This is a genomic window from Streptosporangium sp. NPDC005286 (assembly GCF_040607515.1).
Taxonomy (GTDB): Bacteria; Actinomycetota; Actinomycetes; order Streptosporangiales; family Streptosporangiaceae; genus Streptosporangium.
The window spans coordinates 20,398-34,087 of record NZ_JBEXGU010000046.1 but is presented as its reverse complement, the minus strand read 5'-3'; the positions used below and the strand labels follow the sequence as shown (position 1 = coordinate 34,087).

Genomic DNA, 13,690 nt, shown 5'->3' with positions numbered 1-13,690 from the left:
CATGCTATCGATAATGGAAAAATGTTTCTCCATACGAAACATGAAGGGGCCCTATGCAGCTCTCCATCGCCGGCGGGATCCGCGAACTCGCCGCGGCCACCCCCACGACGGTCGCGGTGGTCGACGGCGGCCGGAGACTGACCTATCGCGGCCTGGACGACCGGTCCAGCCGCCTGGCGAACGCCCTGCTGGCCGCCGGACTGCGGCCGGGCGAACGGGTCGCGCTGCTGCTCGGCAACCGGATGGAGTATCCGGAGGCCGCGGCGGGCATCGCCAAGGCGGGGCTGGTCATGGTGCCGCTCAACCCCCGGCTGACCCCCGGCGAGGCCGCCTACATCCTGGGGCACTGCGCCGCCCGCGCCCTCATTCTGGACGAGGCGCTGGCGGCGGCGGTGGACGGCGTCGAGCTGCCCGGCACGGTCCTGTCCATGGGCGGCAACCGGCTTGGGCCGTCCTACGACGCGGCCCTGGCCACGGCCGGCGCGAGGGACCCGCGGATCGAGGTGGACGAGCGCGAGCCGTTCTGCGTGGCCTACACCTCGGGCACCACCGGCCGCCCCAAGGGCGTGTTGATCAGCCACCGGTCGCGGTCGCTCACCTTCTACGCCTCGGCCCTGGAGTGGGGCCTGGGCCCCGGCCGCCGGACGATCGCCGTGGCCCCGATGTACCACGGCGCCGGATTCGCCTTCGGCTACGCGCCGGTGCACACCGGCGGCACGGTCGCGATGCTGCGAAGCTGGGACCCCGAGCGGCTGCTGGCGATGATCGAACGTGAGCGCGCCCAGTCGGTCTTCCTGGTGCCCACCCACGCCCACATGCTCCGCGCCCTGGGCGAGAAGGCACTGCGCGACCACGACCTGTCCTCGCTGGACACCCTGTACTTCAACGCCGCCGCACTACCGCGCGCGCTGAAGGAATGGGTGCTGGACACCTTCCCCGGGGTCGGGGTGCACGAGCTGTACGGCTCGACCGAGGCCGGGATCATCAGCGACTGCCGCCCGGCCGACGCCCGCGGCAAGATCGGCTCGGTGGGCCGCCCGTGGTTCATGACCGAGGTCAGGGTGGTGGACGACGAGGGGAACCCCGCCGACCGGGGCGAGCTGTTCAGCCGCTCGCCGTACCTGATGAACGGCTACCTGGACGACCCGGCCGCCACCGCTGCGTGCACCGCCCCCGACGGGTTCCTCACCAGCGGCGACATCGTCGAGCGCGACGAGGACGGCTTCATCTACATCGTCGACCGCAAGAAGGACATGATCATCTCTGGCGGGGTGAACATCGCCCCGCGCGAGGTCGAGGAGGTCCTGACCTCCTTCCCCGGCGTCGCCGACGCCGCCGTCGTGGGCCTGCCCGACGAGCGGTGGGGCGAGCAGGTGGCCGCCTTCGTGGTCACCCTGCCCGGCACTCCGGTCGACGCCGAGGCACTGGCGGCGCACTGCCGTACCAGACTGGCCGGCCCCAAGCTGCCCCGGCAGGTCGAGTTCGTTCCCGCGCTACCCCGCAACGCCGCAGGAAAGATCCTCAAGCGCGAGTTGCGTGACAACCACTAAGGAGAACCGCTCATGCGGCCGCATGTCGAAATGATCCACGAAGACGACTACGTCTGGCACGCCGCCGAACTGCCCGGAGGCGAGGGCAGGGCCGGCGAGCGGCGGCTGTCGGCCGACGAGGAGGACGGCTCCGGCTCCCTGCGCCTCGACTTCCACACCGACTGGGGCCGCGGCCCCGGCATCCACCACGCCAACACCGAGTACTACGTGCTCGACGGATCGATGACGTACGGCGGCCGCCGCATCGGCAAGGGTGGCTATCTCTACCTGCCCAAGGGTGTTCCCGCCGACGCCGTCACCTTCGCCGAGGGCACTCGGATCCTGCACTACCGCGAGTACGGCGACGCCGGCTTCGACCCCGTGGAGAGCCTGGCCGCGCCGCGCTGGGAAGGGGCTCGCGAGGACGTCATCGTCATCGACTCCGAGGCCATGAACTGGGACGCGGTGCCGAACGCCGGGCCGATGCCCGGTCTGTTCATCAAGTACCTGCACGTCGACCCGGTCACCGGTTTCTACACCCGCCTCGTCCACGCCCAGGAGGGCTGGGCCGACCACCGGCTGGCCCACCACCCCTGTTACGAGGAGGCGTACACCGTCCAGGGCCACATGGAGTACAACTTCGGCACCCTGGACCTGGGCACCTACTTCTTCCGCCCCGCCCGGGTCAAGCACGGCCACTTCACCACGATGGAGGGCGGCGCCACCTGGTTGCTGCGCTCCGACGGCGAGCTGCACAACTGGTACACCGAGCACGAATGGGTGCGCTGGGGCGGCGAGGCCATCAACTACGGCCCCGAAGGCGGCCGGATGCGCTGGTCCCAGTCCGCCCACGACCTGGGCCGGGGTCCCTCCCGCCGCACCGAGCAGGACCTGGAGATGCTGCGGGCGTCCCTGGCGTACGCCCGCGAGCAGGGTGCCGTCGACACGGACGTCCACCTGCACGGTCACGGCGCCGACAGGAGCCTCATCGCCATCGCCAAGGCCATCGACGCGGCCCGCCTGCAGGGCGGCCACGATGACCACTCACACGACCACTCGCACGACCACGGGGAAGGACAGCCCGCCCTCGGCTGGGGCACCGACCCCGCCGCGCTGGAGCACCCCGACGAGCGCACCGACACAGGCGCCCACAACCGGGGACATGGCCGGGCCTGGAAGTCGGGCGATCCCGTTCCCGCCCCCATCATCTCAAGCCTTCCCGTTCGCTCCCGCTCCCGCGGCTACTGGGACGGCGAGGGTCTCTGACCGCGCAGCCGTATCCCGGAGACTCGTCCGTCATCGCGGTCGCCCGTCGCCGCGATGGCCGCGATCAGTACGGCCTCACCGGCGTTGCCCAGGACGGGCAACGCCACGGCGGCACCCGCGGTCGCCAGGAGCACGGCCGCACCCAGAAAAAGCCAGGGCGTACGCCACCGCACCCACAGCACGAGCCCCACGACCAGCAGGATCACCGTGGTGACCAGCGCCGGGATCGGCGGGCCCAGCGCATCCACGGAAACGTAACGCAGGGTGTCCGACCACCATCGGGGCTCCAGCCGCAGATCCGCCAGACCCACCACCTCGAAGACGACCAGAACACCGGCGAGGCCCCACGCCGGAACGACGAGGCCGCGGCGCACGAGGACCGCCCCGTGGACGATGAGGAGCGGGGTGAGAATGGCGTGGACGGCGAAGCGGCCGGTGTTGAGCGCCTCCAGCCACGGCCCCTCACCGATCAGCCGCCCGGCTCCGACGACCGCCGAGTCGTAGGCGATCCCCGTCGCGACCGCGAACGGGATCCACCGGCCTGATCGCGCCAGCCGTACGGCCAGGGCCACCTGGATCAGGGCCAGCCCGCCGTACAGGACCGAGATCACGGCTCGTGGCCGGCGACGGCTCCGGCGGCGGGCTCGGGAGGGATTTTCCCCTCAGGCCCTTCGGGTGGTTCCTTGGCCGCCGAAACAGCCCCATGGCCGACGGACTCCATCTGCACGACCTGGTTCGGCACAGTCGCCTCCTAGACGTTTCCTCCGGTTTCATGGATCCTACATCTTGGAAACATTGTTTCTCTAGGAGCAACAAGGGTGCGCATGGGTCTCGATCACGGGTGGTTCTCCTTCGACGTCCACCACCACGCAGGCGATTGACGGTGGCGGCTCGCACGCGACATGCTCTTGAACAGCCGACGACATGTGGCCTTCGATCCCCGTGACGCGAATGAATCCGGTCGGAGGAGATCATCTATGGTGCGGTCATGAAAGGCCGGTACCAGGTGTATTTCGAGCGCGCCTGGATCCCGATCACAGCGGTGGACAGGCTCGGCAGGGTCAGGGAGAGCAATCCCGCCTTCCGTGCCGCGGTGGCCCGCACCACCGAGGAACTGGACGGTCTCCCGGCCGAAGAACTGCTCGCGCCCGGCGAGATCGACACACAGCGGCCCTATTGGCAGATGCTGGCCCTCGGGCGGCTCGATGTCTACCGGACCCGGATACGGCTCGTCCGCGGGAACGGCACCGTGATCCGCGCCCGGATCAGCGCCTCCGTCGAACACCGCACCGACGGCCTGCCCTGGCGGGTGGTAACCGTACTGGACGAGATCTCCTCCGCCGCGCCCGCGCTGAGCCCGCTGCAAAGCACGGTGCTGCAGCTGGTCGCCGAAGGCGCGTCCAACGCGCAGATCGCCCGGCGGTTGTACCTGACCCGCCAGGCCGTGGACTATCACCTGGTACGGCTGCGCGCCAAGCTCGGCGCGGAAAGCCGATCGGCGCTGGCCGGGCGGGCCTTCGTGCTGGGCCTGTTCGTACCCGGCGTGTGGCCGCCGACCCTGCACCCGCCCCGAGCCGAGGCGGGTGCGCCGGAGTGCCGTTACTGGACGCCGAGGAACTGAACGTCCGGGTCGGTCTGTGCGGCCGTGCCCCAGACCGTGTCGTACTGGGCGGCGTCGTCACGGAGGTGGTACAGCAGCCAGGCGGTGGTCACCCGGCGGGTGATCGCCTGCTGGGCGGCCCGGGTAATCGAACCGCTGTCGCAGCCGAGGCCGCCGGAGTCGGTAAAGCCGCAGTGGAAACCGCCGACGATCGTGCGCAGTTGCTTGGGAGCGAGCTTGGCGTTGTAGATGGGGATCTGGTGGCCCGACGGGCCCGCGACGGTGTCGCCCGTACCGGCGACCAGCTGCATGGGAACCGCCGTGGTGGCCGCGGCGGCCACGGCCGAGGGGTTGGTCTCGGCTGCGGCCAGGTTCGTCACCGTCCGCACCGCCGAGTTGCGCGCGGCGGCCAGCACGCTGGCGCCGCCGCCCATCGAGTGCCCCGACAGCCCCAGCCGGTCGGTACGCACGTGGGCATTGAACCGCGACCCGGCGACGGTGTTCTGCGCCACCATCCAGGTCAGCGCGGCGTTCAAATCATCAGCGAAGGCACCGTGGCTGGGGAACAGGCCGCCCTGCGAGGTCGGCATGATCGTGATCACGCCCCAGGAGGCCCAGTGGCCGCCCAGAGAGGCGTACTTGTCGATGCCCTGGAAGAACCCGTGACCGAAGGCCACCACAGGGAACTGCCCGGCTGCGACGGTTGTGTTGCTTCCCGCCGAGGTCGCGGGGTAGTAGACCCGGGCGCTGAACGAGCGACCGGAGGCCGAGACGCTGACGTCGGAGTAGCCGACCGAGTGGGAGCCCGGGGCGGACAGGTCGGCGGCGACGGCGGGGGCGGCCGTGAGGAACAGGAAGGGGATCAGGAGGATCACCCAGACCCTGATCGTCCAAGAGCGCATGATGCTTCACCAGCTTTCACGCGGGGGTCGTTATCCGAATTTTGGAAACTTCGATTCCCCTATGGCAACGGTGAGAGGTCCGGACTAGGCAAATGCCAAAAGGCCCAAGGAACGCGTACGCGAGGTCGTCATGGTGCGGCCGACGGGGACCGGCCGCCGGTCCCCGCGTACGGACAGGCCGCAGACCCGGTCGGTGTCACCGACCAGGTGGGTGATCCTCATACCGTCAGCGGCCCCTTCACGGCCGGCGGGAGACCGAACCGTTCCAGCACGGCCGCCTCGTCCCACACCTCGCCGTACTTGGCCTGGATGTCGAACAGGTTGGCCTCGTGTGGCCGGGGGTCGCGGTCCCCGACCGCCTGGCGCACCACGACCGGCACGAACCCGTGCTGTATCCCGTCGACGGCGGTGGCGCGCACGCAGCCGCTGGTGGACACGCCCGCGATGACGAGCGTGTCCACCCGCAGCGCGTTGAGCGTCGAGGCCAGCACCGTACCGAAGAAGGCACTCGCGTACTGCTTGACGATCATCGTCTCCCCCGGCCCGGGCGCGACCTCCGGCATCAGCTCGCCGAGCGGCCCGCCACCGTCCACCAGGTGGCGCAACGGGGCCACCTTGCGGAAGAACAGGCCGCCGTCGACGCCGTCAGGACCGAACGCGACCCTGGTGTGGATCACCGGAGCACCCGCCGAACGGACGGCGGCCAGGACCCGCGCGGCCGAGTCCAGGCAGTCGCGCGAGCCCATGTAGAGCTCGGCGCCCGGTTCGAAGTAGGCGCGCATCAGGTCGATGAGGATCAGCGCCGGGCGTTCCCCGAACGGCAGGGAACGCCCGTACACCTCGTCGTGGTCCCTGATCACCCGCGGCTCCGGGGATGGCGGGCACCCTCCGCGCGGCGCGCGAGAGGTCCCTCGGGCGCCAGGACGCGGACGGCGGGGTGGTGGAACATGGGGGGCTCCCTCTGTTTCAGATGACTCCGGCAGCCGACAGGCCGGTGAACTCCGCCTCCGTCAGGCCGAGGAGCCCGCGGTAGACCTCTTCGTTGTGCTGCCCGAGCGCGGGCCCGGCGCTGCGCACGCTTCCGGGGGTGTCGGAGAGCTTGGGGACCACGTTCTGCATGGCCAACTCGCCGAAGTCCGGGTGCGGGACGCGGACGATGGCCTCACGGGCGGCGAAGTGCGGATCGGCGAACATGTCCTTGGCCGTGTAGACCCGCCCGGCGGGGACACCCCCCTCGTGCAGCGACCGAAGCAGCTCGTCCGCGGGGATCCCCGCGGTCCAGGCGGCGATGATCTCGTCAAGCTCGGCCATGTTCGCGCCGCGCGCGCCGTGGGTGGCGTAGCGCTCGTCGGCGGCCAGCTCGGGCCGGCCCATCAGGGTCGCCAGGCGGGTGAAGACGCTGTCCTGGTTGGCGGCGATGAGGATGGTGTCGCCGTCCTCGGTCGGGTAGACGTTGCTGGGCGAGACGTTGGGCAGCACGGTGCCGGTGCGCTCGCGCTGGTAGCCGGCCTGCTGCCATTCGGGCACCATCGACTCCATCATGGCGAGCACCGCCTCGTAGATCGCCGAGTCGACGACCTGGCCCCTGCCGCTGCGCTCGCGCTCGTGCAGCGCGACGAGCGTGCCGACACAGGCGTGGGTGGCGGCCAGGGAGTCGCCCAGCGAGATGCCGGCGCGCGCCGGCGGCCGGTCGGGGTCGCCGGTGACGTGGCGGATGCCGCCCATGGCCTCGCCGATCGAGCCGTATCCGGCCCGGGGGGCGTAGGGGCCGCTCTGACCGAACCCGGTCACCCGGGTGATGACCAGGCGGGGGTTGATCTCGTGCAACCGGGCCGGGGACATGCCCCAGCGCTCCAGCGTGCCGGGCCGGAAGTTCTCCAGCAGCACGTCCGCCCGCTCCACCAGCCTGATGAGCAGGTCCTGCCCCTCGGGGGTGCGCAGGTCGCAGGTGACCGACTTCTTGTTGCGGGCCACGACCGGCCACCACAGCGACCGGCCGTACGGCTTCTCCCGGCCCCACTGGCGCATGGGGTCGCCCCGGCCGGGGTCCTCCACCTTGATGATCTCAGCGCCGAAGTCACCGAGCAGCTGGCCGCAGAACGGCCCGGCGAGCAGCTGGCCGAGCTCGACGACTCGGATGTCTCCGAGCGGAAGGCCTCTCAAGTGTTGTTCTCCTGACGACGGGGACCGAGCAGGGACGCGCGGGCGGAGAACAGGTGGGCGCGCATCACGGCCTCCGCCCATTCGGGGTCTCCGGCGCGCACGGCCGCCACGATCTCGATGTGATGGTTGACGCTGCGGCGCATGGCCTCGGAGTCGAAGGCGCCGTAGGTGCGCAGCAACACGGGTGAGTGGACCAGCGAGCTGATCGACTGGGCCAGCACCTGACTGCCGCCGAGCCTGACCAGTGCCTGATGGAAGTCGGCGTTGAGGCGGTAGACCGCCTCGACGTCGCGGCGGCCGGCGTGCTCGGCGAGGGTCGTCGCCAGCTCGTGCAGGCCCGCGATGTCCTGCTCGGTCGCGACGGCCACCGCCTGCCGGACGGCCAGCCCTTCGATCCTGGCGCGCAGCTCGAAGATCGTCTCCAGATCGGCGCGGGGATACACCACGATTCTGGCGCCCTTGTTGGCCGTGATCTCGACCAGCCCCTCGGCCTGCAACCGCCGCAGCGCGTCGCGGATCGGGGTCCGGCTGACGCCCCGCGCCTCGGCCAGCTCGACCTCACCGAGGTGGTCACCGGGCTCGTAGTGACCGCTGAGGATCAGGCCGCGCAGGCTATCGATTGTCGACATGTTTCCCCCACGGTGACACTGTAGGAGAAAAATGACAAGCTTTTGCATACGATTGGCGGCGAGCTAGTGCGGTAATCGGGAATCCTCAACGGCTTCCCCGGCGGGCCGAACCAGAGATCGTCTCCGCGCTCCCCGCCGTCGGATGAGCTTCGCCACGTGATGTCGTCGACGACGGACGGCCCGGCCGGTGCCCGGGAGCGACCATCACGTGAAGGCCATAACCCCGTTCTCTCCGCCCGCGTCCCGGCGCGCCGCCGCACAAAATGGAGATCATGACTCCACGACGGCTCTACAACGGCACGGGCCCTGGCCCGATCACCCCGGACGGCTGCTCGGTCGACTACTACACCACCCTCACCCCCAGGGGCGAACCCGAACTCATCCACGCCTCGATCCCGGCCGGGGCGAGCATCCTCGAACTCGGCGCGGGCGTGGGCCGGATCACCCACCGCCTGCTGGAACTCGGGCACGAGGTCGTCGCGGTCGACGAGTCGCCCGAGATGCTCGCCCACATCCGCGGCGCCGAGACCGTGTGCTCTCCCATCCAGACCTTGGCCCTGCCCAGGACCTTCGACCTCGTGCTGCTGATGTCGTTCGTCATCGAAACCGCCGACGACGACCTGCGCGCCGCGTTCCTGCGCACCTGCGGCGCGCACGTCTCCGCCGACGGCTGCGTCATCCTGCAGCGCCAACCCCCCGAGTGGTACGACACCGTCCAGCCGTTCGAACGCGACGCCGACCCCGGTCACACCGTCAGCATGACGCGGGTCAGCCGCCCCGCCCCCGACCTGCTCGACGCCACCATGGAGTACACCATCGGCGAGCGGCGCTGGACCCAGACCTTCCTCAGCCACCGCCTCGACGACGACTATCTGGAACACTCCCTCAACCAGGTGGGCCTGACCATCTCCGGATTCCTGAACGACGACCGCGGGTGGGTACGCGCCACACCTCTGTGACACCCGCCCCTTTCCGAACGATCGAAGCAGAGCCGGCATCGACCCACCGGTGACACTGGGCACCAGGCCGCCACCTCGCCGGAGCGGTCGTCGCGAGCCTGTCAGGGGAGAGACCCCATCTCACCTCCGCCCCGGCCCGTCCGCGAGTCGTGCGGCGCTCATCCGCCCGAGGCCGGTCAGGCGCTCGGCGCCGACCGGCTCGGCCGGGTGATCCCGGTCAGGGCTCGATCCCGTGGCGGAGCAGCGTCCACACCCGTTCGGCGGTCGTGCGCCGCTCGGAGGCCGGGAGCCTGGCGAGGAGCCCGGCGAGCATGCCGACGGCCAGTACCAGGTCATCAGCGGTGACGTCCTCGCTGAGCTCACCGGCGCGCCGGGCCTCGGCGAGCGTGCCCGCCAGCAGGTCCGCCACGCGGTCGCGCACTTCGACGATGCGGAGATCGCCGGCCGAGGGCACGCTGACCATGTCGATGAACGCGGTCGAGGCGATGGTCTGCTCGGTGAGCAGAGCCAGCATGTCGGCGAGGGTGGTGCCGGGTTCGGCGGCCAGCGCCTCCAGGTCGGCGACACTGTCCTGGAACACGGCCAGCGCGAGGCTGATGCGGTCCGGAAAGTGCCGGTAGAGGCTTCCCTGGCCGACCCCGGCCACGCGGGCGACCGTGGTGAGCGGTGCGTCGTATCCGGCGTCGGCGAAGACCTCGCGGGCGGCCGCTATCAGCGCCGCCCGGTTCTCCGCCGCGGCACTGGGTCCTCTGTTGGGTCGACGCGTGACAGTCACAGCGGCTATGGTAGCAACCGGACTATATAGTCCGGTTGCTACCGGAAACGCCATGACCGCTCGACGGATCACGACGCCGGTCCCCCCGCCACAGGTACGACGGCGGGCAGGCTCGGCCGCCGCGACACGATCACCACGACGACACCACCGCCTTGGCCTCGGGCCGCATCTGCCGGAGTCCTGACACCACCACCGCCACACCACCACCGCCCCCGCCGTCATCTCCGGCCGGCAGGCGAACCGCCCTGATCGAAAGGACGCACTCTTGACCACCGGCACCTTCGACGACCGCGTCGCCCTCATCACGGGCGCGGGCTCCGGGATCGGCAGGACGATGGCCGTCGCCTTCGCCAAGGCCGGCGCCCGCCTCGTGGTCTGCGACATCGACCCCGACAGCGCCGGGCGAACCGCCTCCGATATCGGAGACGCCGCCGTCCCCGCCACCGCCGACATCTCCGACGAGGCATCGGTCGCCGCGCTGGTCGAGACGGCGATCAGCACGTACGGACGCGTCGACGTACTGTGCAACAACGCCGGGATCATGGACACCATGGCCCTGCCCGCCGACATACCGGTCGAGCTGTGGGAGCGGGTGCTGCGCGTCAACCTGACCGGCACCTTCCTGGTCACCCATGCCGTCCTGCCGCACATGCTGCGCCAGGGCGGCGGCGCGATCGTCAACACCGCCTCCGAGGCCGGCATCCGCGGCGGCGCGGCCGGAGCGGCCTACACCGCCTCCAAGCACGGCGTCGTCGGCCTGACCCGCAGCCTGGCCTGGGCGTACGCCAAGGACGGCATCCGCTGCAACGCCATCCTGCCCGGCCCCACCATGACCGGCATCGCCACGAACACGACCTTCGATCCGACGGGCGCCGCCCGGCTCGGCCCCGTGCTCGCACTCGGCGAGCGGATAGCCCAGCCCGAGCAGATGGCCGACGCCGCCCTCTTCCTCGCCTCGGACGCCGCCTCGTTCGTCAACGGCGCGATCGTGCCGGTGGATGGCGGCTGGTCCGCGGCCTGAGACATACCGGCTCAACGATCCTCAGCGGGTTCACGTCAAGCAAGTCGATCAATCTACGACCGGAGAGGCCGCGGGCACGGCGTCATCCTGGCCGCCGGAGGCTTTGCGAACAACACCGAGTGGCGCCTGAGGCATCGCGGTACGGCAGCCTTGCCGAGCTGCGACAGCCGGGCATAACGATTGACCGGAGCTCGCCGGGCATGGGGCCGGTCGGCTCGGCTTCAGGCCTGGCTCCGCCGCCCTCACCATGCCACGCTGTTCCCGCCACCTTACTGATCAGTAGGGTTACTTGGCGCGTGCTCCCCATCCCCCCACGGAGGCACCGTGATCCCCCTGGCTCCCCGTCCGCCCGCCCCGGCCCGCCGGGGCGGGTTGCGCGTCCTGGCCGCGTTCATCTCGCTCATCGTCGCCATGGCGCTCGCCGTGGCCGCACCCGCCGCCCCGGCGTGGGCGGCCGGCCGGCACAGCGGCGACCTGCAGCTGGCGTCGAACCCCGACTGGATGAGCGGGCTCCCCGACGGCGCGAGCCTGGCCGCGCTGTCGATCCCGGGTACGCACGACACCATGGCGTACCAGGCGTCCATCATCTCACTCACCCAGGAAAGCGCGCTGCCCGTCCAACTTCAGGCCGGTGTGCGGATGCTGGACATCCGGACCCGGCACTACCGCGACGCCTTCCCGATCCACCACGGCGCCGAATACCTGCGCGCCAACTTCACCGACGTGGTGCGCTCGGTCGCCGCCTTCCTGGCCGGCCACCCCCGGGAGTCGGTGCTGATGCGGTTGAAGCAGGAGCACACAGCCGCCGAGAACACCCGCAGCTACGAGCAGACCCTGAACTGGTATATCAACGACAACCCCGACACACGGGACCTACTGCGTGACCATCTGTGGCGGCCGCCCGCAGGATACGACGGCCGGATCCCCACCCTCGGGGAGACCAGAGGGCGCATCGTCATCCTGCAAGACTTCGGCAGCGGCCACGGCTACGGGCCGCGCTGGAACGGCGACCGCATGGACCTTCAGGACGATTACCAACTGCCGACGCTCTTCCACATCCCCCAGAAGTGGAACGCCGCGCGCGCCCAGTTCGAGCAGGCGGGCGCCGGCGCCGGCGGAATCCTCTACGTCAACCACCTCAGCGCCTCCGGCGGGGCACTGCCCAAGTCGATCGCCTACGGCGCGCTCGGCGTCAAGGGGATGAACGAGCGGGCGCTGACCTACCTGGCCACGGGGAGCGTGCGCAGGACCGGCGTAGTGGTGGCCGACTTCCCTGGGCCAGACCTGGTGAACACGATCATCGCCCATAACTTCTAATCCCTGGAGCCAGGCAGGGACGATCGGGGCTCGCACTCCGCACGACCGCCGCAGCCGCCTTCGAGGTCTACTGCAGCGGATGACCCTCGACCCCGACCATCACTCTGTGTGACTTCGGCGCGGTTGCCCGGCACGGGCGCTTGAGACGCACTTCCGGCTCTGACGGACCTCTGACGGACCAGTGACGGACCAGGGATCCAAAAACGCCCCGCAGAGCCGGTTTCTTGAAACGGACATTTTCAGCGAACGGGCAGGCCGGTGACGGCGCGGCCGATGATCAGGCGCTGAATCTCGGAGGTGCCTTCGAAGATGGTGAAGATCTTGGCGTCGCGGTGGAAGCGCTCGACCGGGTGGTCGCGGGTGTAGCCTGCCCCGCCGAGGATCTGGATGGCCTGCTCGGTGACCCAGACCGCGGTCTCACCGGCGACCAGCTTGGACATGGAGCCCTCGGCCTGGCCGAAGGTGCGGTTGTTGCGGGCCATCCAGGCGGCACGCCAGGTCATCAGGCGGGCGATGTCGACGCGGGTGGCCATGTCGGCCAGCAGGAAGGCGATGGCCTGGTTCTCGCCGATCCTGCGGCCGAACTGCTCGCGCTCGCGGGCGTAGTCGCGGGCGTACTCGTATCCGGCGCGGGCGATGCCGACCGCCATGGCCGCCACCGAGGGGCGGGTGGTCTCGAAGGTGCGCATCGCGCCCTGCTCCCCGGCCCGCTCGCCGGAGCGGACGCGGGCGAGCCTGGCGTCGAGCTTCTCCCTGCCGCCGAGCAGGCAGGAGCCCGGCACGCGCACGTTGTCGAGGACGACCTCGGCGGTGTGGGAGGCACGGATGCCGTGTTTCCTGAACTTCTGGCCCATCGACAGGCCGGGGGTGCCGGCCGGGACGACGAAGGACGCCTGACCGCGGGTGCCCAGGGACGGGTCGACGGAGGCGACGACGACGTGGACGTCGGCGATGCCGCCGTTGGTGGCCCAGGTCTTCACACCGTTGAGGATCCAGTCGTCGCCCGAGGGGACGGCGCGGGTGCGGATGGCACCCACGTCGGAGCCGGCCTCGGGCTCGGAGGCGCAGAACGCTCCGAGCCTGACCTCCGAGGGGGTGCCGAACATCTGCGGGAGCCACTCGCCCAGCTGCTCGGGGGTGCCACTGGCCGAGAGGGCCGCGGCGGCCAGGCCGGTGCCGACGATGGACAGGCCGATGCCCGCATCCCCCCAGAAGAGCTCCTCGAAGGCCACGGTCAGGCCGAGCCCGCTCGGCTCGAACCACTGCTGGGCGAAGAAGTCGAGGGAGTAGAGCCCGATCTTGGCGGCCTCCTGGATGATCGGCCAGGGGGTCTCCTCGCGCTCGTCCCATTCGGCACCGGCCGGGCGGACCACCGAGCGGGCGAAGTCGTGTACCCAGTCCCGCACCTCGCGCACGTCGTCACTCAGCTCCGGGCAGAAGCCGCTCTCGCTCATCGTCCACGCCTCCTCAGGGTGCGTTACCAACGGTAACACCCAAACTTTACCGGCGGACGGTCCGCTCCGCGCAAC

13 protein-coding genes are annotated in these 13,690 nt (G+C 70.4%); 6 read left to right on the top strand and 7 right to left on the bottom strand.

All coding sequences use genetic code 11. The features are described 5' to 3' along the window. The first annotated feature begins 53 nt into the window (after positions 1–53). The gene (locus tag ABZU75_RS18980; RefSeq protein ID WP_355555605.1) at positions 54–1,550 is read left to right on the top strand and encodes an AMP-binding protein; all 1,497 of its coding nucleotides are present in this window, start codon (positions 54–56) and stop codon (positions 1,548–1,550) included. Between the two features lie 12 nt (positions 1,551–1,562). After that, positions 1,563–2,795 (top strand): DUF4437 domain-containing protein, encoded by a 1,233-nt coding sequence (locus ABZU75_RS18975; RefSeq protein WP_355555603.1) that lies wholly within the window; start codon positions 1,563–1,565, stop codon positions 2,793–2,795. On the opposite strand, the gene ABZU75_RS18970 is transcribed toward ABZU75_RS18975, so the two are convergent. Beyond that, positions 2,771–3,406: a hypothetical protein gene (locus ABZU75_RS18970; protein WP_355555601.1), complete on the bottom strand. Its 636-nt coding sequence runs from the start codon at positions 3,404–3,406 to the stop codon at positions 2,771–2,773. The genes ABZU75_RS18975 and ABZU75_RS18970 overlap by 25 nt on opposite strands. A 377-nt stretch (positions 3,407–3,783) precedes the next feature. Here ABZU75_RS18970 and ABZU75_RS18965 point away from each other — a divergent pair, with 377 nt between their 5' ends. Next, positions 3,784–4,416 carry a LuxR C-terminal-related transcriptional regulator gene (locus ABZU75_RS18965; protein ID WP_355555599.1) on the top strand — a complete coding sequence of 211 codons (633 nt, stop codon included), beginning with the start codon at positions 3,784–3,786 and terminating at the stop codon, positions 4,414–4,416. On the opposite strand, the gene ABZU75_RS18960 is transcribed toward ABZU75_RS18965, so the two are convergent. From ABZU75_RS18960 to ABZU75_RS18945, 4 genes are all read right to left on the bottom strand, one after another. Further along, positions 4,395–5,297 carry an alpha/beta hydrolase gene (locus ABZU75_RS18960; protein ID WP_355555597.1) on the bottom strand — a complete coding sequence of 301 codons (903 nt, stop codon included), beginning with the start codon at positions 5,295–5,297 and terminating at the stop codon, positions 4,395–4,397. The genes ABZU75_RS18965 and ABZU75_RS18960 overlap by 22 nt on opposite strands. A gap of 218 nt (positions 5,298–5,515) precedes the next feature. After that, a complete protein-coding gene (locus tag ABZU75_RS18955) occupies positions 5,516–6,157 on the bottom strand; it encodes an isochorismatase family protein (protein ID WP_355555595.1) in 642 nt (213 codons plus the stop codon). 106 nt (positions 6,158–6,263) lie between these two features. Then, the gene (locus ABZU75_RS18950; protein ID WP_350920333.1) at positions 6,264–7,460 is read right to left on the bottom strand and encodes a CoA transferase; all 1,197 of its coding nucleotides are present in this window, start codon (positions 7,458–7,460) and stop codon (positions 6,264–6,266) included. Then, positions 7,457–8,089, bottom strand: coding sequence for a GntR family transcriptional regulator (locus ABZU75_RS18945; protein ID WP_355555592.1), 633 nt, complete (start codon positions 8,087–8,089; stop codon positions 7,457–7,459). The genes ABZU75_RS18950 and ABZU75_RS18945 overlap by 4 nt, the downstream gene beginning before the upstream one ends. A gap of 272 nt (positions 8,090–8,361) precedes the next feature. On the opposite strand from ABZU75_RS18945, the gene ABZU75_RS18940 reads away from it, so the two are divergent. Beyond that, positions 8,362–9,048, top strand: a complete 687-nt coding sequence (locus ABZU75_RS18940; protein ID WP_355555590.1) for a class I SAM-dependent methyltransferase — start codon at positions 8,362–8,364, stop codon at positions 9,046–9,048. Positions 9,049–9,265: 217 nt separating this feature from the next. On the opposite strand, the gene ABZU75_RS18935 is transcribed toward ABZU75_RS18940, so the two are convergent. Beyond that, a complete protein-coding gene (locus tag ABZU75_RS18935; RefSeq protein ID WP_355555588.1) occupies positions 9,266–9,823 on the bottom strand; it encodes a helix-turn-helix domain-containing protein in 558 nt (185 codons plus the stop codon). Positions 9,824–10,088: 265 nt separating this feature from the next. Here ABZU75_RS18935 and ABZU75_RS18930 point away from each other — a divergent pair, with 265 nt between their 5' ends. Together ABZU75_RS18930 and ABZU75_RS18925 are read left to right on the top strand one after the other, a co-directional pair. Next, positions 10,089–10,844 (top strand): glucose 1-dehydrogenase, encoded by a 756-nt coding sequence (locus ABZU75_RS18930; protein WP_355555586.1) that lies wholly within the window; start codon positions 10,089–10,091, stop codon positions 10,842–10,844. Between the two features lie 324 nt (positions 10,845–11,168). After that, on the top strand, positions 11,169–12,161 hold the full coding sequence (locus ABZU75_RS18925; protein WP_355555584.1) for a phosphatidylinositol-specific phospholipase C: 993 nt from the start codon (positions 11,169–11,171) through the stop codon (positions 12,159–12,161). A gap of 239 nt (positions 12,162–12,400) precedes the next feature. Here the strand turns inward: ABZU75_RS18925 and ABZU75_RS18920 are convergent, their stop codons facing one another. Then, complete coding sequence (locus ABZU75_RS18920; protein ID WP_355555582.1) at positions 12,401–13,615, bottom strand: acyl-CoA dehydrogenase family protein; 1,215 nt, start codon at positions 13,613–13,615, stop codon at positions 12,401–12,403. Between the last annotated feature and the right edge of the window lie 75 nt (positions 13,616–13,690).